This window comes from Rhizobacter sp. P5_A1, assembly GCF_056400745.1.
Window position 1 is genome coordinate 64,924 of the sequence record NZ_JBFUKR010000024.1, and the last position, 19,051, is coordinate 83,974.

Annotated in this window: 14 protein-coding genes; 13 read left to right on the forward strand and 1 reads right to left on the reverse strand. The window is 67.2% G+C overall.

What is annotated here, in order from left to right; translation table 11 throughout:
* Positions 1-7 precede the first annotated feature (7 nt).
* Positions 8-1,300: an MSMEG_0569 family flavin-dependent oxidoreductase gene (locus AC1DTW_RS21935; RefSeq protein ID WP_477983512.1), complete on the forward strand. Its 1,293-nt coding sequence runs from the start codon at positions 8-10 to the stop codon at positions 1,298-1,300.
* A 30-nt stretch (positions 1,301-1,330) separates the two neighbouring features.
* On the opposite strand, the gene AC1DTW_RS21940 is transcribed toward AC1DTW_RS21935, so the two are convergent.
* Positions 1,331-2,077 carry a helix-turn-helix transcriptional regulator gene (locus AC1DTW_RS21940; RefSeq protein WP_477983513.1) on the reverse strand — a complete coding sequence of 249 codons (747 nt, stop codon included), beginning with the start codon at positions 2,075-2,077 and terminating at the stop codon, positions 1,331-1,333.
* A 191-nt stretch (positions 2,078-2,268) separates the two neighbouring features.
* Between AC1DTW_RS21940 and iaaH the strand changes: the two genes are divergently transcribed.
* The 12 genes from iaaH to AC1DTW_RS22000 form a co-directional block, all read left to right on the forward strand.
* Positions 2,269-3,675, forward strand: coding sequence for an indoleacetamide hydrolase (iaaH, locus tag AC1DTW_RS21945; protein WP_477983514.1), 1,407 nt, complete (start codon positions 2,269-2,271; stop codon positions 3,673-3,675).
* A 42-nt stretch (positions 3,676-3,717) separates the two neighbouring features.
* Complete coding sequence (locus AC1DTW_RS21950) at positions 3,718-4,869, forward strand: substrate-binding domain-containing protein (protein WP_477983515.1); 1,152 nt, start codon at positions 3,718-3,720, stop codon at positions 4,867-4,869.
* A gap of 7 nt (positions 4,870-4,876) precedes the next feature.
* On the forward strand, positions 4,877-5,731 hold the full coding sequence (locus AC1DTW_RS21955; RefSeq protein WP_477983516.1) for a branched-chain amino acid ABC transporter permease: 855 nt from the start codon (positions 4,877-4,879) through the stop codon (positions 5,729-5,731).
* Entirely contained in the window at positions 5,709-7,508 is a 1,800-nt protein-coding gene (locus tag AC1DTW_RS21960; RefSeq protein WP_477983517.1) for a branched-chain amino acid ABC transporter ATP-binding protein/permease, read from the forward strand. The genes AC1DTW_RS21955 and AC1DTW_RS21960 overlap by 23 nt, the downstream gene beginning before the upstream one ends.
* Complete coding sequence (locus AC1DTW_RS21965; protein WP_477983518.1) at positions 7,505-8,197, forward strand: ABC transporter ATP-binding protein; 693 nt, start codon at positions 7,505-7,507, stop codon at positions 8,195-8,197. The genes AC1DTW_RS21960 and AC1DTW_RS21965 overlap by 4 nt, the downstream gene beginning before the upstream one ends.
* Before the next feature lie 330 nt (positions 8,198-8,527).
* Complete coding sequence (aceE, locus tag AC1DTW_RS21970) at positions 8,528-11,209, forward strand: pyruvate dehydrogenase (acetyl-transferring), homodimeric type (protein ID WP_477983519.1); 2,682 nt, start codon at positions 8,528-8,530, stop codon at positions 11,207-11,209.
* Positions 11,210-11,223: 14 nt separating this feature from the next.
* Positions 11,224-12,822 (forward strand): dihydrolipoyllysine-residue acetyltransferase, encoded by a 1,599-nt coding sequence (aceF, locus tag AC1DTW_RS21975; RefSeq protein ID WP_477983520.1) that lies wholly within the window; start codon positions 11,224-11,226, stop codon positions 12,820-12,822.
* An 11-nt stretch (positions 12,823-12,833) separates the two neighbouring features.
* Complete coding sequence (gene lpdA / locus AC1DTW_RS21980) at positions 12,834-14,600, forward strand: dihydrolipoyl dehydrogenase (RefSeq protein ID WP_477983521.1); 1,767 nt, start codon at positions 12,834-12,836, stop codon at positions 14,598-14,600.
* Between the two features lie 58 nt (positions 14,601-14,658).
* The gene (locus AC1DTW_RS21985; RefSeq protein WP_477983522.1) at positions 14,659-15,420 is read left to right on the forward strand and encodes an alpha/beta fold hydrolase; all 762 of its coding nucleotides are present in this window, start codon (positions 14,659-14,661) and stop codon (positions 15,418-15,420) included.
* 33 nt (positions 15,421-15,453) lie between these two features.
* Complete coding sequence (locus AC1DTW_RS21990; RefSeq protein ID WP_477983523.1) at positions 15,454-17,751, forward strand: NADP-dependent malic enzyme; 2,298 nt, start codon at positions 15,454-15,456, stop codon at positions 17,749-17,751.
* Positions 17,738-18,712 (forward strand): lipoyl synthase, encoded by a 975-nt coding sequence (gene lipA / locus AC1DTW_RS21995; RefSeq protein WP_477983524.1) that lies wholly within the window; start codon positions 17,738-17,740, stop codon positions 18,710-18,712. Before AC1DTW_RS21990 ends, lipA begins: the two co-directional genes overlap by 14 nt.
* Before the next feature lie 30 nt (positions 18,713-18,742).
* A partial coding sequence (locus tag AC1DTW_RS22000) for a cation:dicarboxylate symporter family transporter (RefSeq protein ID WP_477983525.1) occupies positions 18,743-19,051 on the forward strand: 309 nt, incomplete at its 3' end.

Here is a 19,051-nt window from a genome sequence, read left to right on the forward strand (position 1 = left end):
CGACATCGTGCCCACCACACCTCACCACAGCGTCGCGATCGTCGGCGGCGGCCAGGCCGGCCTGTCCCTCTCGCACTACCTGACCGAGCGCAGCATCGATCACGTGGTGTTCGAGAAGCACCGCGCGATGCATGTCTGGCGCCATCAGCGCTGGGACAACTTCTGCCTCGTCACGCCGAACTGGCAGTGCCGCCTGCCGGGTCACGAGTACCGCGGCGGCGAGCCGCACGGCTTCATGAAGAAGGACGAGATCCTCGACTACCTCGACGACTTCAAGGCCGCGGCGAACGCGCCGCTGCGCGAGGGCGTGGCGGTGCGGCGCGTGGCGCCGCGCGGGCAGGGCGGTTTCGCGATCGAGACCTCCGACGGCGGGTTCACTGCCGACCAGGTCGTGGTCGCGTCCGGCGGCTACCACCTGCCGATCATCCCGCGCATGGCCGAGCGGTTGCCGCGCCATCTGCTGCAGCTGCATTCCGAGCAGTACCGCAATGCGGCCTCGCTGCCGAAGGGTGCGGTGCTGGTGGTCGGTGCCGGCCAATCGGGCGCGCAGATCGCCGAGGACCTGCACCTGGAGGGCCGTCAGGTGGTGCTGGCGATCGGCGCTGCGCCGCGCTGCGCGCGCTTCTACCGAGGCAAGGACGTGGTCGACTGGCTCGCCGACATGGGCTACTACGACATGTCGGTGCACGAGCACCCGTTGCGCGAGGGCGTGCGTGACAACACCAACCATTACGTCACCGGCCGCGATGGCGGACGCGACATCGACCTGCGCAAGTTCGCGCTCGAAGGCATGCAGCTCTACGGCGCACTCACCGACGTCGAGAGTGCCGGTACGCTGAAGTTCGAGCCGAACCTGACGGCCGTGCTCGACAGTGCCGACCGCACCTACAACGGCATCAACGCGAGCATCGACAAGTACATCGCCGAGCGCGGCCTCGATGCTCCGCCGGGGCAGCCTTATGTGCCGGTGTGGGCGCCGGCCGCCGAGCGCGGCGAGCTCGATCTGAGCGCCTCCGGCATCTCGTCGGTGATCTGGTGCATCGGCTTCTCGCCCGATTTCGCCTGGCTCGATGCCCCGGTGTTCAATGGCCGCGGCCACCCGCAGCATGTGCGCGGCGTGACGCGTCAGGAAGGCCTGTACTTCCTCGGCCTGCCTTGGCTCCACACCTGGGGATCGGGGCGCTTCTCCGGTGTGGCGCGCGATGCGCTGTACCTGGCCGAGCGCATCGAGGCGCATCGCGAAGCGACGGCCGCCGCCACGCCCGACCCGGCGCATGCGCAACCGGCGCTTCTGTCATAGCGAGCCGCATCGCTCAGCGCAACGCCGTGATCAGGACTCACGACCGGTTTGCGCGTCCATCAGCGACTGGACGCGCGCCGCAAGCGCCGCGCGGTTGTCGGTCTGGAGCTTGCGAAACACGTTGGTGAGGTGGAACCGGACGGTGGGATGCCCGACGTTCAGCTGACGTGCGATCTGCTTGTCCGGACACCCGCAGCTCACCAGCCAGGCGACTTCCGCCTCACGCTGGCTGAGCCGGGCCAGACGCTGCAACTGCGCCTCGGCGCGCTCGGACACGACGGGCGCCGGCATGCAGTGCTGCTGCCAATGCAGGCGTGCGAGCGCCGCGGTGATCGCCGGCTCGACGAGACGCAGCGCCTCGAGTTCGTTGCTCTCGAAATTGCCGCGCTCGCGTCGCCGCCAGATGCGGAAGTCGCCGACGCAGGCATCCTTGTCGTAGAAGTAGACGTTCACGCCCCAATGCATGCGATCGCGCTGCAGGAAGTCGTTGAAGAACTCGGTTCGGGCCAGGTCGTGCTGGCAAAGAATCTGCGTCGCGACCGTCGGGCGCCGGCGTTCCATCATCGGAAACGTCAGCGGATCGATGAAGCGGAAGTGCTGGTCCCAGGATTGCAGATTCGCCGTCGACATGTTCAGCGCCTTCATGCGCTCGAAACGATGCGACTCGCCGTTCCAGACCATCGACACATAGGTGTCGGCCCCCAACAGGTCGAGCATCGGCAGCGCCAGCTGATCGCGGAGCAGGTCCGAGTCGGTGGCGTCCGCCAGCAAGCGCATGACTTCGCCGAGCGCTCGCGTCTGGGATGTGGACAGGTACATGGGGTGGAAGGGAAGCAAGGAGCGTGCACGAAGCGCTTCGATGCTATCGACGGGCGTCATCGCGCGAATCGGTGACACCCCTATCCATCCTGATAGGTGTCAGGCGTGCCGCGGCTTCTTACCCTGACGTCAATCTCCGGGGCACGCCAATGGAACCAACCGATCTGAGTGTTGTTGAACTTCGAGAACTGCTGCAGAGCCGCGCGCTGACGAGCCTCGCGTTGGTGGAGCAGTTCATCGCTCGGACGGAGGTGTCAAGCGCCCTCAACGTCTACGCCTCGTTCGATGCGCCGGGCCTGAGGGCGCAAGCGCGGCAGGCAGACGCCCGCATTGCGGCCGGCGAGCGGCTTCCGCTGCTGGGGATTCCGATCGCGCTGAAGGACAACATCGACGCGGTCGGGTTCCCCTGCGGCGTCGGTACCGGGGCGCTGCGCGATGGCTGTCCCGCACAGGATTCCGAAGTGGTGCGTCGGCTGCGGGATGCCGGTGCGTTGATCGCGGGCAAGCTGAACATGCACGAACTGGCGTTCGGAATCACCACCAACAACCGCGTCACCGGCCCCGTGCGCAACCCCTGGGACGCCATGCGAATCCCGGGCGGCAGCAGCGGAGGCTCCGGCGCCGCCGTGGCGGCGCGCCTGGTGCCGGCAGCGATCGGCACGGACACGGGCGGCTCGGTGCGCGTGCCCGCCGCGTTGTGCGGTGTTGCCGGGCTGCGGCCCACGGTCGGTCGGGTGCCGGGCGACGGCATCGCGCCAATCTCCGCGACACGTGACACCGCCGGGCCACTGGCGCGGACGATCCGGGACTGTGCACTGATCGACCAGGTGCTGAGCTCGGCGCATTGGGCGCTGCAGACCGTGAGCCTGAGCGGACTGCGCCTCGGTGTCCCGCGCGAGCTCTTCTGGGACGATCTCGAGCCGGGCGTCCGCCGCGTCGCCGAATCGGCGCTCGAAGCGCTGCGCGCGGCCGGTGTCGAACTGGTGAACGTCGACCTGGCCGGCGCCAAGGAGGCCAGCGACGCGGCCGGGTTTCCGATTGCGCTGTACGAGTTCGTCCGCGACATGCGGCACTACCTGCACGAGACGGGTCGCACCGTCTCGTTCGAACAAGTGGTCGCCGGCATCGGAAACCCCGATGTCGCGGCGATCGCGGCGCCGCTGATCAGCGGCGGCGCGGTCAGCGACGCGGCCTATCAAGACGCCTTGGCGACGCGCCGTCGCCTTCAGGGCATCTACGCGTCCGCGTTCGGGCGGTCAGGCGTCGAGGCGCTGGTGTTTCCGACCACGCCGCTTACCGCCAGTCGCATCGGGGAGGACGAGACCGTGCGGCTCAACGGGCGCGACTGCCCGACCTTTCCGACCTTCATCCGCAACACCGATCCCGGCAGCAATGCGGGCATCCCCGGTGTGAGTCTTCCGGCGGGCGTGTCGGCAGGCTTGCCCGTCGGGCTCGCACTGGATGCGCCGGCCGAGAGCGACCAGCGCCTGCTCTCGATCGCGGTTGCGATCGAAGCGGTGCTGCCGCGCGCGCCCCGCGCGCCGATGCCGTTCTGACCCTCACTGCCGCCACACCCCACAAAACCGAGGAGAGCTCTCATGGACCGTCGCACCTTCATTCGCTCCACCGCCGCCACCGCTGCATTGGCGGCCGTGCCGCGCAGCTTCGCCGCCGCGCCACTCAAGATTGCGGTCATGATTCCGCAGAGCGGCCCGGCCGGACTCTTCGGCCCGTCGGCCAAGGCCTGTGCGGAGCTCGCGGTCGATGTGATCAACGCGCGCGGTGGCATCCTCGGCCGCAAGCTGGAGCCGATGTTCGGCGACGCCGGCCTGGCGCCTGCCGAAGCGTCGCAGGCGGCCCTCAAGCTCTGGAAGGGCTCGGGCGCACAGGCCGTCATCGGGATGCACGACAGTGCCGTTCGGGGTGCGCTCGTGGGCCTGTTCAAGGCGCAAGTGCCGTACTTCTACACGCCGGTGTACGAAGGCAACGAGTGCGCCAAGGGCACCTACGTCAATGGCGAGACGCCGCAGCAGCAACTCGCGCCGGTGATCCCGTGGATCGCCGCGGAACGCAAGCCGAAGAAGTGGTTCATGATCGGCAACGACTACATCTGGGGTCGCAACACCAACGCCGCTGCCAAGGCGTACATCGAGAAGACCGGCGCCCAGGTGGTCGGTGACGAATACCTGCCGTTCACGGCCGACAACTTCGACTCGAGCCTGGCACGGATCCGCGACACCGGGGCCGACGCCGTGCTGGTGTCGCTGGTCGGCGGCGCGTCGGTCACCTTCAACAAGGCCTTTGCGAGCTTCGGCCTCGCGGACAAGGTGCTTCGTCTCGGGACGCTGCTCGAGGAGAACACGCTCGCAGGGATCGGCGCGGCCAATGCCCGCAATCTGTATTCGAGCGCCGGCTACTTCGCGAACATCCCGACCCCGGCGGCGAAGGCTTTCGCCGACGCCTACTTCAAACGCTTCGGGCCGCAGGCGCCGGCGCTGAACGGTCTGGCGGAGTCGACCTACGAAGGTTTCCTGATGCTGGAAGCCGTGGCGAAGCGCGCCGGTTCGCTCGACGTAGCGAAGACGGACGCTGCCTCCGAAGGGGCGAGCTACGACGGCCCGCGTGGCGTCGTGACGATGCACGCGCGCCACGTCGAGCAGGACATCTACGTCGCCGACGTCGGCAGCGATGGCTTCCATGTGATCAAGACGTTTGCGCGGGTCGGCTCCGGACAGACCTGCAAGTTGTGAGTCGGCGATGGACGCGAGCGCTTTCCTTCACGGCCTGAACATCGCCTACGCACTGGCGACGCTGGCCCTGACGACCTTGGGGCTGGCGGTGGTGTTCGGGCTGCTCGGCGTGATGAACATGGCGCACGGGGAGTTCGTGATGCTCGGCGCCTATTCGGTCGTCACCGTTCAGCAGTTCGGCTGGCCTCTCATCGCCGCGTTCCCGCTGGCCATGCTGGTCTGTGGCGCGCTCGGCTACGTTGTCGAAAGGTGGCTGATCCGGCCGCTCTACCAGCGGCCCTTCGACACCTTGCTGGCGACGTGGGCGCTCGCGATGCTGATGCGCAAACTCGTCGAGGCCGTCTACGGCAAGGGCTACCGCAACGTGGAGAGCCAGCTCGGCACGCCGGTGCCGCTGCTCGGCATTCAGTACCCCGCCTACCGACTCGCGTTGATCGCGCTGGCGGTGCTCGTGATGATCGCGCTGTTCTTCTGGTATCGACGCAGCGCCGCGGGCTTGCGCGTGCGGGCGATGACGAGCAACCCGGTCCTGGCCCAGAGTCTGGGCATCGACACCCGGCGCCTGGCGTCGCAGGCCTTCGTGGTCGGCGTGATGCTCGCCGGTGCGGCCGGCGTGCTGCTGGCGCCGCTGGTACGCATCGAGCCCGGCATCGGGGTCGACTACCTTCTCGATGCCTTTTTTGTCCTCGTCGTCGGCGGCCTCGGCACCTTGGGCGGCTTCGCGGGAGGCGTTGGCGTGATCGGCGGATCACAGGCCCTGGTCAGCAGCATCGCCGGCCAGACCAGTGGCTATGCCGTCGTGCTCGTTCTGTCGATTCTCTTCTTGTGGCTCAAACCCGATGGACTCTTTGCTCGCCGCTGAGGCACCTCCGGCGAGGCTGGCGCAGCGCATGCGGCACCGCGGCGCTTCGCCCGCGGCTGCGCCGTTGCTGCTGGCGGCGGCACTGGTGGCGATGCCCTTCCTGTGCGACGACTTCGTCGCCTATCAGATCGCGCTCTTTCTGGTCTATGGCATCGCAACGCAAGGCGTCGCACTGTGCTGGGGGCGGCTCGGGTTTCTTCCGCTGGGTCACGCACTGTTCTTCGGACTGGGGGCCTATCTCGTTGGCGGGATCCTGAAGGCTGCCCGGGTCGACAGCCTGTGGTTTGCCGCACTGCCGCTGGCGCTGTTTCTGCCCGCCACGCTCGCGTACGTCGTCGCGCGACTCGTGTTCGCGCGCAGCCATCGCGCCGGGCCGTACTTCTCGCTGATCACGCTGGCGATGACCATGCTCGGCTTTCTCGCCGCGCAGCAATGGAGCTCGCTGACCGGCGGGTTCAACGGAATGGCCGACATTCCCGATCTTCCCGGGCTGGAGCGATACAGCACGCTGTACTGGCTGATCGCCGCCTGCGCGACCGCCAGCACGGCATTCATCGGGCTGGTGCTCGCCAAGCCGCTGGGTGTGGTGTGGAGCGCCCTGGCGCAGAACGAGGATCGGCTCCAGCTGTTCGGCTACGCCACCGATCGGATCAAGGCCACCGCCTTCGCCTTCTCCGCGCTGCTCGCTGCCGGCGCGGGCGGGCTGTTCGCGCTTCACCAGGGCATCGTGACGCCGCTCGCGATGGGCTTCGTCCTGTCGACGGAGTTCGTCATCTGGGCCGCCGTGGGTGGCAAGGCGAGCCCGCTCGGTGCCTTGCTGGGTGCGGTACTGGTGGGCTATGCCTCGTCGGAGCTGCGCGATCAGTTCGCGTCCTGGGAGGTGGCCGTCGGGATTCTCTTCATCCTCGTCGTGAGGTTCATGCCCGGCGGTCTCGCCGGAATCGCCGCCAGCCTCTGGCGGCACGGTGAATCCGCTGCCCACACCGCGGTGCCTGCCATCCTCGACGAGGTGGTTGCAGACGGCACGACGCCCAGCCTCGCGCTCGAAGCCGTGGCGACGGGGCAAGGCGGCGTCAGGATTCTCGATGGTCTGAGCTTGCGACTCGACGGGCCCGGCATTCGCAGCGTGATCGGCCCGAACGGCGCGGGAAAGACATCGGCGTTCAACGTCATGACCGGCCGGCTGCCCGTGCTGGCGGGGCGCATCCTGTTCGATGGCCACGACATTTCCGGCCACAACGCATGGCGCGTGGCGCGACGCGGCATCGGCCGCAAGCTGCAGATACCCTCCGTGTTCCCGGGGCTGTCGGTACAACAGAACCTGAGCGTCGCGCTGTGGGCCCGCCGCGTCACGGGGGCGAGCTGGCTGGGGAGTCGGCCGCACGGTTGGCGCAGCGCACTTCAGCAGGAGCTGCTCGACCGCTTTCCGGCGCTGCGGGAGCAGTTGCACACGCAGGCGGGCAGCTTGTCGCAGGGGCATCGACAGGCCCTTGAACTCGTGATGACCTTGTCGCCCGAGCCCAGCCTGCTGTTGCTCGACGAACCCTGCGCCGGGCTCTCGCCCGCAGAGACGAAGCACATGATCGACGTCATCCGCTTTGCGGTCCATCGCACCGCTGCGGCCGCACTGCTGATCGAACACGACATCAGCGCGGTGGCCGCGCTGGGTGGCGAGGTCTTCGTGCTGCACCAGGGCCGATTGCTGTCGCAGGGAAGTCTCGCTGCGGTGCAAGCCGACCCGGCGGTGCGGGCAGTCTATGCAGGGGGGCACAAGTGAGCGCCGAGTTCGTCTTCGACGACGTGGTCTGCGGCTACGCCGACACGATGGTCGTGCGCGGCGTCAGCGGGCGGGTCGGCCCGAAGCGGGTACTGGGCATTCTCGGCCGCAACGGCGTCGGCAAGACCACGCTCCTGCGAGCACTCTCCGGATTCCTGCCCGTTCAACAGGGGCGAATCTCCTGGCAGGGGCGCGATCTGAGCGACTGCCCGCCGCACCGTCGGGTGGCGAGGGGCCTGGCTTACGCGCCCCAGGAGAACGTGGTGTTTGGCGAGTTGAGTGTTGCGGAGAATCTGTGGCTGCACCTGCCGCACCGAGACCTCGCCCGCTACGCGGCGTGCTTCGCGCAGTTTCCGCGCTTGAAGGAGCGACTCGATCAGCGCGCCGGCTCGCTGAGCGGCGGGGAACGCAAGCTTCTGTCGTTCAGCCGAACGATCGGACTCGATGCGACGTTGAGCCTGCTCGACGAGCCCACCGAGGGCGTCCAGCCGGAAAACATCGACCGGATGGCGGTGCTGATTCGAGAGCGGCAAGCCACCGGATCAAGCTTCATCGTCGTGGAACAGAACCTCGCCTTCCTCGAGGCCATCGCCGACGACGTGCTCGTGCTGGATCAGGGCCGATGTGTGCGGCAAGGCGAATTCAAGGCACTCGGCCGCGAGACACTCGAAGGCCACCTGCTCGTCTAGGGTGCACCCCAAGGCATACACCCGTACCGACCTGTCGAGGCTGCAGGATCGCGTCAGTCATTCGTGCGCACTTGCACATCACGCAGTCACTGCAAGTCTCGATTCGGCTCAGGGTTTGCGCGAATGAGGCGCGCCGGTGGATCGGACACCGCATCGGACCAGATGCTGGGTGACCGGCGATCCCGTCACGACGGGCACACCCCGACCCCATAGAAATCAAGCAGTTAGGCAATGTCGAGCGCGCCGTTGTCGATGGCATGTCGGTTGCTCTATCCATGGGCCGGTCGCATCGCCTGATGCGATACAGGACCACGACAAGAGGAGACATCGATGAGCACGACAGGCGATCTCGATCCCATCGAGACGAGCGAATGGATTGATGCGTTGAGCTCGGTGCAGCAGCACCGAGGTGGCGACAGGACCAACTTCCTCCTCAACCGCCTGGTCGATCAGGGCCGCCGTGATGGCGTCTATGTTCCGCGCTCGCTGACGACCGCCTACTGCAACACCATTGCGCCCGAGCGTGAAGAGAAGTCGACCGGCGACCGCGCGATCGAGCACCGCCTGCGCTCGATCATCCGCTGGAACGCAATGGCAATCATCCTGCGCGCCAACAAGGAAAGCTCCGAACTCGGCGGGCACATCGCGAGCTTCCAGTCGGCCGCGACGCTGTACGACATCGGCTTCGGTCACTTCTGGCACGCGGCCAACGACAGGCATGGCGGCGACCTGCTCTTCATCCAGGGCCACAGTTCGCCGGGCATCTATGCGCGCGCCTTCCTCGAAGGACGGCTGACCGAGGAGCAACTGCTCGGTTACCGGCAGGAGACCGGCGGCAAGGGCATCTCCTCGTACCCGCACCCGTGGCTGATGCCCGAGTTCTGGCAGTTCCCGACCGTCTCGATGGGCCTGGGCCCGCTGATGGCGATTTACCAGGCGCGCTTCCTGAAGTATCTGCAGGGCCGTGGCCTGGCCGAGACCACGCAGCGCAAGGTCTGGGCCTTCATGGGCGACGGCGAGATGGACGAGCCCGAGTCGCTCGGTGCGATCTCGCTCGCCGGCCGCGAGGGCCTGGACAACCTGATCTTCGTCATCAACTGCAACCTGCAGCGCCTCGACGGCCCGGTGCGCGGCAACGGCAAGATCGTTCAGGAGCTCGAGTCCGTGTTCCGCGGCGCGGGCTGGAACGTCATCAAGGTGCTGTGGGGCAGCGGCTGGGACGCGCTGCTCGCCAAGGACAAGAGCGGCAAGCTGTTGCAGCGCATGGAGGAGTGCGTCGACGGCGAGTACCAGGACTTCAAGAGCAAGAGCGGCGCCTACGTGCGCGAGCACTTCTTCGGCAAGTACGACGAGACGCGCGCGCTCGTCGCCGACATGAGCGACGACGAGATCTGGGGGCTCACGCGTGGCGGCCACGACCCCGAGAAAGTGTTCGCGGCGTACGCGGCGGCCGTCAAGCACACCGGCCAGCCGACCCTGATCCTGCCCAAGACCGTCAAGGGCTACGGCATGGGCGAATCGGGCGAAGGCCAGATGATCGCGCACCAGGCGAAGAAGATGACGCTGGACGCGCTGCGGGGCTTTCGCGACCGCTTCCAGATTCCCGTGAGCGACGCCGAACTGGAAACCATCCCGTTCGTCAAGCTGCCCGAAGACGGCCCGGAGATGAAGTACCTTCGCGCTCGGCGCGAGGCTCTCGGCGGCTACCTGCCGCTGCGCCGGCGCAAGTCGGCGTCGCTCGCGATCCCGCCGCTCGCGACCTTCCAGCGCTTGCTCGACAGCTCGGGCGAGCGCGAGATCTCGACCACGATGGCGTTCGTGCAGATGCTGGGCACGCTGGTGCGCGACAAGCAGATCGGCAAGCACATCGTGCCGATCGTGCCCGATGAATCGCGCACCTTCGGGATGGAAGGCATGTTCCGCCAGCTCGGCATCTACTCGTCGGTCGGCCAGCTCTACAAGCCGCAGGACGCCGACCAGCTGATGTACTACCGCGAGTCCAAGGACGGCCAGGTGCTGCAGGAGGGCATCAACGAAGGCGGCGCGATGTCGAGCTGGATCGTCGCGGCGACGTCGTACAGCACGAACAACGTGCCGATGATCCCGTTCTACATCTACTACTCGATGTTCGGGCTGCAGCGGGTGGGTGACCTGGCCTGGTTGGCCGGCGACATCCGCGCGCGCGGCTTCCTGCTCGGCGGCACGGCCGGGCGCACCACGCTGAACGGCGAAGGCCTGCAGCACGAGGACGGCCACAGCCACATCCTGGCCGGCACCGTGCCGAACTGCGTCTCTTACGACCCGACCTTTGCGTATGAGGTGGTCACCATCATCCGCGAAGGCATGCGGCGGATGTACGAGGAGCAGGAAGACGTCTACTACTACGTCACCCTGATGAACGAGAACTACCCGCACCCCGGCATGGCGGAGGCAGGCGAGGGCGCGGAGAAGGGGATCCTCAAGGGTCTGTACATGCTGAAGGACGCCGGCAAGGCCGCCAAGAAGGGCCTGCGCGTCCAGCTGATGGGCAGCGGCACCATCCTGCGCGAAGTGATGGCCGGAGCTGAGCTGCTGAAGTCCGACTTCGGCGTCACCGCCGACATCTGGAGCGCCACCAGCTACAACGAACTTCGCCGCGACGGCATGGCGACCGAACGCTGGAACCTGCTGCACCCGACCGAGGCGCGTCGCAAGAGCTGGGTCGAGTCCTGCCTCGAAGGCCACGAGGGACCGGTGGTCGCGTCGACCGACTACATGCGCAACTACGCCGACCAGGTGCGCGAGTACGTGCAGGCGGCCGGCCGGCGCTACGTGGTGCTCGGCACCGACGGCTTCGGCCGCAGCGACTACCGCGCGAAGCTGCGGCGCTTCTTCGAGGTCGACCGCTACTACGTCGCGGTTGCCGCGCTCAAGGCGCTCGCCGACGACGGCCTCGTGAAGCCGGCGGTCGTCGCCGAGGCGATCACCAAGTACGGCCTGGAAACCGAGCGCGCCGCGCCGTGGACCGTCTGACCAGGAACCAGAACATGAGCCAAGTTATCGACATCAAGGTTCCCAACATCGGCGACTTCAGCGACGTGCCGGTGATCGAGGTGTTCGTGAAGGTGGGCGACACGGTCAAGGCCGAAGACCCGCTGCTCTCGCTCGAATCCGACAAGGCGACGATGGACGTGCCGGCACCGTCCGGCGGCGTCGTCAAGCGCATTGCCGTGAAGGTCGGCGACAAGGTCAGCGAAGGCAGCGTGATCATGCAGTTCGAAGGCGCCGGGGCCGCTGCCGCGCCCGCCGAGGCCGTCAAGCCGAGCGTCAGCGCGCCGCCGTCACCGGTCAGTGCGCCGGCCGGGCTGGCCGAGGTGCGTGTGCCCGACATCGGCGATTTCAGCGACGTGCCGGTGATCGAGGTCTTCGTGAAGGTCGGCGACACGGTGAAGGCCGAGGACCCGTTGATCTCGCTCGAATCCGACAAGGCGACGATGGACGTGCCGGCGCCGCTCGGCGGCGTGGTCCAGGAGATCCGCGTCAAGCTCGGCGACAAGGTCGGCGAGGGCAGTGTGATCATGGTGGTGGCCACCGGCAGCGCGACCGCGGCACCGGCCGCGACACCGACATCGACTGCTGCAGCGATGCCGACCACCGCCGCGGCACCGGTGGCTTCGGCAGGCGCCGCGGGCCAGGTCGACGAGGCGGCGTTCGTGCTGGCCTATGCGGGGCCGGCGGTGCGCAAGCTGGCGCGCGAGCTGGGTGTCGATCTCGGCAAAGTGAAGGGCAGTGGCGAGCACGGCCGCATCGTTCGCGCGGATGTCGAGTCCTTCGCGAAAGGCGGCGGCGCGGCGCCGGCGCCGGCCGCGAAGAGCGCCGCGGCAACCGCCGGCGGCTCCGGCGTGGGCGGCATCGATCTGCTGCCGTGGCCGAAGGTCGACTTCGCCAAGTTCGGGCCCGTCGAGCGCAAGGACCTGTCGCGCATCAAGAAGATTTCGGCCGCGAATCTGCATCGCAACTGGGTCGTGATCCCGCACGTCACCACGCACGACGAGGCCGACATCACCGACCTCGAGCAGTTCCGCGTGCAGATGAACAAGGAGCTGGAGAAGTCGGGCGTCAAGATCAGCATGCTGCCCTTCATGATGAAGGCGGCCGTCGCGACGCTGAAGAGGTTCCCCGAGTTCAACGCCAGCCTCGAAGGCGACAGCCTGGTGCTGAAGAACTACTGGCATATCGGTTTCGCGGCGGACACGCCAAACGGCCTGATGGTTCCGGTGATCCGCGACTGCGACAAGAAGACCATTCCCGAGATCACCAAGGAGATGGGCGAGCTCGCGAAACTCGCGCGCGACGGCAAGCTCAAGCCGGATCAGATGTCCGGCGGGACCTTCACGATCAGCTCGCTCGGTGGCATCGGCGGCATCTACTTCACGCCCATCATCAACGCGCCCGAGGTCGCGATCATGGGTGTGTGCAAGAGCTACTGGAAGCAGCACTCGGCCGATGGCAAGAACTGGTCGTCGCGCCTGACCCTGCCGCTGTCGCTCTCCTGGGACCACCGCGTGATCGACGGCGCCGCCGCGGCGCGCTTCAACGTCACGTTCGCCAACCTGCTCGCCGACATGCGGCGCGTGCTGTTCTGAGGATCCGGGTCATGGCCAATCTTGTGGAAGTGAAAGTGCCCGACATCGGCGACTTCAAGGATGTCGCTGTCATCGAGCTGATGGTCAAGCCGGGCGAGACGATCGCAGTCGACACCGGGCTGATGATGGTCGAGTCCGACAAAGCCTCGATGGAGATTCCGTCCTCGCATGCCGGCGTCGTGAAGGAGATCAGGGTCAAGGTCAACGACAAGGTCAGCGAAGGATCGGTGATCCTGGTGCTGGAGGCGGSGGGCGCGGCTGCGCCGGCGCCCGCTGCAACACCACCCGCGAAGGCCGCATCTGCCGCGCCCGCCGCCGCGCCAGCGGCAGCGATCCCGAACGCCGCGAAGTACACCGGCAAGGCCGACCTCGAGTGCGAGATGCTCGTCCTCGGTGCCGGACCGGGTGGGTATTCCGCCGCGTTCCGCAGCGCCGACATCGGCATGAAGACGGTTCTCGTCGAACGCTATCCGACGCTCGGTGGGGTGTGCCTGAATGTCGGCTGCATCCCGTCGAAGGCGCTGCTGCACACCGCCAGCGTGATGGACGAGGTGAAGCTGCTCGGCCACCACGGCATCAGGTACGCCGCACCCGAAGTCGACATCGACGCATTGCGCGGCTTCAAGGACGGCGTGGTCAAGAAGCTCACCGGCGGCCTGGCCGGCATGGCCAAGGCGCGCAAGGTCGAGGTCGTGACGGGCGTCGGCAGCTTTCTCGATCCGCACCACCTCCAGGTCGTCGGCGCCGATGGCGGCAAGAAGGTCGTGAAGTTCGCCAAGGCCATCATCGCCGCCGGCTCGCAGGCGATGAAGCTGCCCTTCATGCCCGACGACGAACGCGTCGTCGACTCGACCGGCGCGCTGCTGCTGAAGAGCATCCCGAAGCGCATGCTCGTGATCGGCGGCGGGATCATCGGGCTGGAGATGGCGACGGTCTACTCGACGCTGGGCACGCGCATCGACGTGGTCGAGATGCTCGACGGGCTGATGCAGGGCGCCGACCGCGACCTCGTGAAGGTCTGGGAGAAATTCAACGCCACGCGCTTCGACAAGGTGATGCTTAAGACCAAGACCGTCGGCGCGAAGGCGACGAAGGCGGGCATCGAGGTCAGCTTCGAAGGCGAGAAGGCCCCCGACAAGCCGCAGCTCTACGACCTGGTGCTGGTCGCGGTGGGGCGCAGCCCGAACGGCAGGAACATCGCGGCCGACAAAGCCGGCGTCGCCGTCACCGACCGCGGCTTCATCAACGTCGACAAGCAGATGCGCACCAACGTGCCGCACATCTTCGCGATCGGCGACATCGTCGGCCAGCCGATGCTGGCCCACAAGGCGGTGCACGAAGCGCATGTCGCGGCCGAGGCGGCGCATGGCGAGGCGGCGTTCTTCGATGCGCGCCAGATCCCGTCGGTGGCCTTCACCGACCCCGAAGTGGCGTGGGCCGGCAAGACCGAAGAGCAGTGCAAGGCCGAGGGCATCAAGATCGGCAAGGCCGTCTTCCCGTGGGCTGCTTCGGGGCGAGCCATTGCCAACGGCCGCGACGAGGGTTTCACGAAGCTGATCTTCGACGAGGCGACACACCGCGTGATCGGCGGCGGCATCGTCGGCACGCACGCGGGCGACCTCATCAGCGAAATCTGCCTCGCTGTCGAGATGGGCTGCGAGCCCGCCGACATCGGCAAGACGATCCACCCGCATCCGACGCTCGGCGAATCGATCGGCATGGCCGCGGAGGTCTTCGAAGGTCACTGCACCGACCTGCCCCCGCAGAAAAAGAAATAGCGAGGCGCTCGACATGGCATTGAACCTTGCATTCGAAACCGTCGGGAGCGGCCCCCCGATGCTGGTGCTGCACGGGCTGTTCGGATCGAGCAGCAACTGGCGCGGTATTGCACGGCACCTGGCCTCGACCCATACGGTTCATAGCGTGGACCTGCGCAACCACGGTGCATCGCCGTGGGCGGACTCGATGGACTATGCCGCGATGGCCGATGACGTGCTGCAGCTGATGGATCGCCTGGGCCTGGAGCGGCCCGCGGTGCTCGGCCACAGCATGGGAGGCAAGACTGCGATGGCGCTGGCATTGCGCCACCCGCAGCGCGTGGACCGGCTGATCGTCGTCGACATCGCGCCCGTGTCGTACGCGGACACGCTGACGCCGTTTGCCGAGGCAATGCGCGGCGCCAACGTGGTGGCCGCCGCCACGCGCGCAGAGGTGCAGGCCCGCCTGGGCCCGGCCGTGCCGGACCCGGCCGTGGTGCCGTTCCTGATGCAGAACCTGGTGGTGCGGAACGATCACTTCGACTGGCGTCTGAACCTGATGGGCATCAGTGCCTCGATGGCGCAGTTGTGCGGCTTCCCGAGCGAGCTGCTGGGCGCACGTTTCGCAGGGCGGGTCGCGGTGATCGCCGGCGAGCACTCTGACTACGTGACCGAATCCGATGGCGTCGAGTTCCGCCCGATGTTCCCGCGGATCGCTGTCGAGGTCATCGAGGACGCCGGCCACTGGGTCCACGCCGACCGGACCGAGGCCTTCCTCGCCTGCGTCCGGCGCGCGTTGCACGAGGGTTCGAAGCCGGTGCTCGCCGACCGGGTGCACTGAGACCGATCAAGACACAACTCCAGGAGACCGAGCATGACCGACAAGCTGCTGCGCGAAGCCGCGCTCGACTACCACCGCTACCCGACGCCGGGAAAGATCTCCGTCACCCCGACGAAGCCCATGGCCACGGCGCGCGACCTTTCGCTGGCCTATTCGCCCGGTGTCGCAGACGCCTGCATGGCGATCTTCGAAGACCCTGGCGAGGCCGGCAACCTGACGGCGCGCAGCAACCTGGTGGCGGTCATCACCAACGGCACGGCGGTGCTGGGTCTGGGCGACATCGGCCCGCTGGCGGCCAAGCCCGTGATGGAGGGCAAGGGTTGCCTGTTCAAGAAGTTTGCGGGCATCGACGTGTTCGACATCGAACTCGCCGAGAACGACCCCGATGCCCTGATCGAGACGATCGCGCGCATGGAGCCCACGTTCGGTGGCATCAACCTCGAGGATATCAAGGCGCCGGAGTGCTTCTACATCGAGACCCGCTTGCGCGAGCGCATGAAGATCCCGGTCTTCCACGACGATCAGCACGGTACCGCGATCGTCGCCGCCGCGGCGATCCTCAACGCGCTCAAGCACGTCGGAAAGAACCTGGGCGAGGTCAAGCTGGTGGCTTCGGGCGCGGGCGCCGCGGCGCTCGCCTGTCTCGACCTCGCGGTGAGCCTGGGTCTGAAGCGGGAGAACATCTACGTCACTGACGCGAAGGGTGTCGTGTATCTCGGTCGCACCGAAGGCATGGACCCCAACAAGTCACGCTATGCACGCGACACCAGCGCGCGAACGCTGGGCGACATCATCCCGGGGGCCGACGTCTTCCTGGGGTTGTCGGCAGGCGGCGTGCTGAAGCCTGACATGGTCAAGACCATGGCACGCGATCCCATCATCCTGGCGATGGCCAACCCGACGCCCGAAATATCGCCCGAAGAGGCGCTGGCGGTGCGGCCCGACGCAGTCATCGGCACCGGTCGCTCCGACTACCCGAACCAGGTCAACAACGTCCTGTGCTTCCCGTTCATCTTTCGCGGTGCCCTGGACACCGGCGCGACGACCATCAACGAGGCGATGAAGCTCGCCGCGGTGCGCGCCATCGCCGAGCTGGCGCATGCCGAGATTCCCGAAATGGTGGCGCAGGCCTATGGCGCGGTCGGCCTGCGCTTTGGGCGCGACTACCTGATTCCCAAGCCCTTCGATCCGCGCCTGATCGAAGTGGTGGCGCCGGCGGTGGCGCAGGCCGCCATGGACAGCGGCGTGGCGACCCGTCCGATCGCGGACATGCCGGCGTATCGCCAGCGCCTTTCGCAGTTCGTCTATCAGTCGAGCGGCAGCATGCAACCGCTGTTCGAGGCCGCCAAGCGCGCGCCCAGGCGCGTCGTCTATGCCGAAGGCGAGGACGAGCGGGTGCTGCGCGCGGCCCAGGTGGTGGTGGACGAAGGCCTGGCGCGGCCGCTGCTGCTCGGCCGGCCCGAGGTCATTGCGCAGCGCATTGCCGAGTACGGCCTGCGGCTTGCGCCGGGCAAGGACTGCGAGTTTATCAACCTGCTCGATCCGGCGGTCTATGGCGACGCCGCGGACGACTACTTCCAGCTCAAGCGCCGCGAAGGCGTCTCGCGGGCCGTGGCGCGCGTCGAGATGCGCAGCCGCTGCACGCTGCTCGCGGCGATGCTGGTGCGGCAGGGGCGCGCGGACGCGATGCTGTGCGGCACCTTCGGCAGCTACGGCGACCACCTGCGCCACGTGCGCGACGTGATCGGCCTGCGCGAGGGAACGCAGACGCTGGCCGCCATGCAGATGTTGATGCTGCCCGGGCGCCAGCTGTTCATCTGCGACACGCATGTCAATCGCGACCCGAGCGCCGAACAGGTCGCGGAAATCGCGCTGCTGGCGGCCGAGGAAGTGCGCCGCTTCGGCGTGACGCCGAGCGTGGCGCTGCTCTCGCATTCGAGCTTCGGTGGATCGGACGCGGCCTCTGCCGTGAAGATGCGCCAGGCGCTGGCCCTGATCAAGGCGCGCGACCCGATGCTCGCGGTGGACGGCGAGATGCGCGGCGACGCGGCCTTGTCGAAGACGATTCTGGACCGCGAGTTCCCCGACTCGAACCTCACGACCGAAGCCAACGTGCTCGTGATGCCGAACGTCGATGCCGCCAACATCTCGTACAACCTGCTGCGGATCGCCGCCGGCAACGGAATCACGGTGGGCGGCATCCTGCTGGGCGCGGCTCGCCCGGTGCACATCCTCACGCCGTCGGCCACCGTGCGCCGCATCGTCAACATGACGGCGCTGGCGGCGGTCGACGCCACATCGCATCGCGCGGCAGCGCATGTCGTCGATTGACTCGATCATGAACGAGTCCGTCGTCACCACGGCGCAGCGCGGCAGCGCCAAGACCGCGCGCATCCCGATCAAGGTCGAGGCGATCCCGGCGTTGCCCAAACCGGCGTGGATTCGCATCAAGCTGTCGACCGGCGAGAAAAGCAGCGAGAACTTTCGCGGGGTGAAGCGCGTGCTGCGTGAAGCCCAATTGCACACGGTCTGTGAAGAAGCCTCGTGTCCGAACATCGGCGAGTGCTTCGGCAAGGGGACGGCCACGTTCATGGTCCTGGGCGACCTTTGCACCCGCCGCTGCCCGTTCTGCGATGTCGCGCACGGCCGGCCGTCGGCGCCCGATCCGCTCGAGCCGGAGCACCTCGCCGACACGGTCGCTCGCCTCGGCCTGAAGTACGTGGTGATCACGAGCGTCGACCGTGACGATCTTCGCGACGGTGGTGCAGCGCATTTCGCGGCATGCATCCGTGCGATCCGACAGCGGTCGCCGGGCACGCGCATCGAGGTCTTGACGCCGGACTTTCGCGGCCGCGCCGAACTGGCGCTCGACATCTTGGCGGCAGACCCTCCGGACGTGATGAACCACAACCTCGAGACCGTGCCGCGGCTGTACCGCCAGGCACGGCCCGGTGCGGACTACGGCCATTCACTGAAGCTGCTGCAGTCGTTCCGGCAGCGTTGCCCCGATGTGCCGACCAAATCGGGGCTGATGCTGGGGCTGGGCGAAACCGACGCGGAAGTGATCGAGGTGATGCACGACCTGCGCCGACATGGCGTGGACATGCTGACCGTCGGCCAATATCTGCAACCCCGGCCCGGCAACCTCACGGTCCAGCGCTACGTGGAGCCGCAGCAGTTCGACGCGCTCGCGGTGCGCGCGAAAGCCATGGGGTTTGCCCACGCAGCCTGCGGACCGCTGGTGCGGTCGAGCTATCACGCCGACCAGCAGGCGCGCGCCGCTGGCGTCTGAGCCCGAACAACGAACGTCAAGGAGACCTCCGTGGACCACGATCCCATCAAGAAACCGTTCTACCGCTCGCTGTACTTCCAGGTCATCACGGCGATCGTCATCGGCGTGCTGCTGGGCCACTTCTATCCGCAGACGGGCGAGGCGATGAAGCCGCTCGGCGACGGCTTCATCAAGCTGATCAAGATGATCATCGCGCCGATCATCTTCTGCACGGTCGTCGTCGGCATCGCCGGCATGGAAGACATGAAGAAGGTCGGCAAGACCGGCGGCCTGGCGCTGCTGTACTTCGAGATCGTCAGCAGCGTCGCGCTGGTCGTCGGGCTGCTGATCATCAACCTG

What these genes read in the sequence shown, in the direction of transcription:
- AC1DTW_RS21960 (WP_477983517.1), top strand. Translation starts at nt 5,709, where the DNA reads ATGGACTCTTTGCTCGCCGCTGAGGCACCTCCGGCGAGGCTGGCGCAG.
- aceF (WP_477983520.1), top strand. Translation starts at nt 11,224, where the DNA reads ATGAGCCAAGTTATCGACATCAAGGTTCCCAACATCGGCGACTTCAGC.
- AC1DTW_RS21985 (WP_477983522.1), top strand. Translation starts at nt 14,659, where the DNA reads ATGCTGGTGCTGCACGGGCTGTTCGGATCGAGCAGCAACTGGCGCGGT.
- AC1DTW_RS21955 (WP_477983516.1), top strand. Translation starts at nt 4,877, where the DNA reads ATGGACGCGAGCGCTTTCCTTCACGGCCTGAACATCGCCTACGCACTG.
- AC1DTW_RS21940 (WP_477983513.1), bottom strand. Translation starts at nt 2,077, where the DNA reads ATGCGCTTGCTGGCGGACGCCACCGACTCGGACCTGCTCCGCGATCAG.
- iaaH (WP_477983514.1), top strand. Translation starts at nt 2,269, where the DNA reads ATGGAACCAACCGATCTGAGTGTTGTTGAACTTCGAGAACTGCTGCAG.
- AC1DTW_RS21990 (WP_477983523.1), top strand. Translation starts at nt 15,454, where the DNA reads ATGACCGACAAGCTGCTGCGCGAAGCCGCGCTCGACTACCACCGCTAC.
- aceE (WP_477983519.1), top strand. Translation starts at nt 8,528, where the DNA reads ATGAGCACGACAGGCGATCTCGATCCCATCGAGACGAGCGAATGGATT.
- AC1DTW_RS21950 (WP_477983515.1), top strand. Translation starts at nt 3,718, where the DNA reads ATGGACCGTCGCACCTTCATTCGCTCCACCGCCGCCACCGCTGCATTG.
- lipA (WP_477983524.1), top strand. Translation starts at nt 17,738, where the DNA reads ATGTCGTCGATTGACTCGATCATGAACGAGTCCGTCGTCACCACGGCG.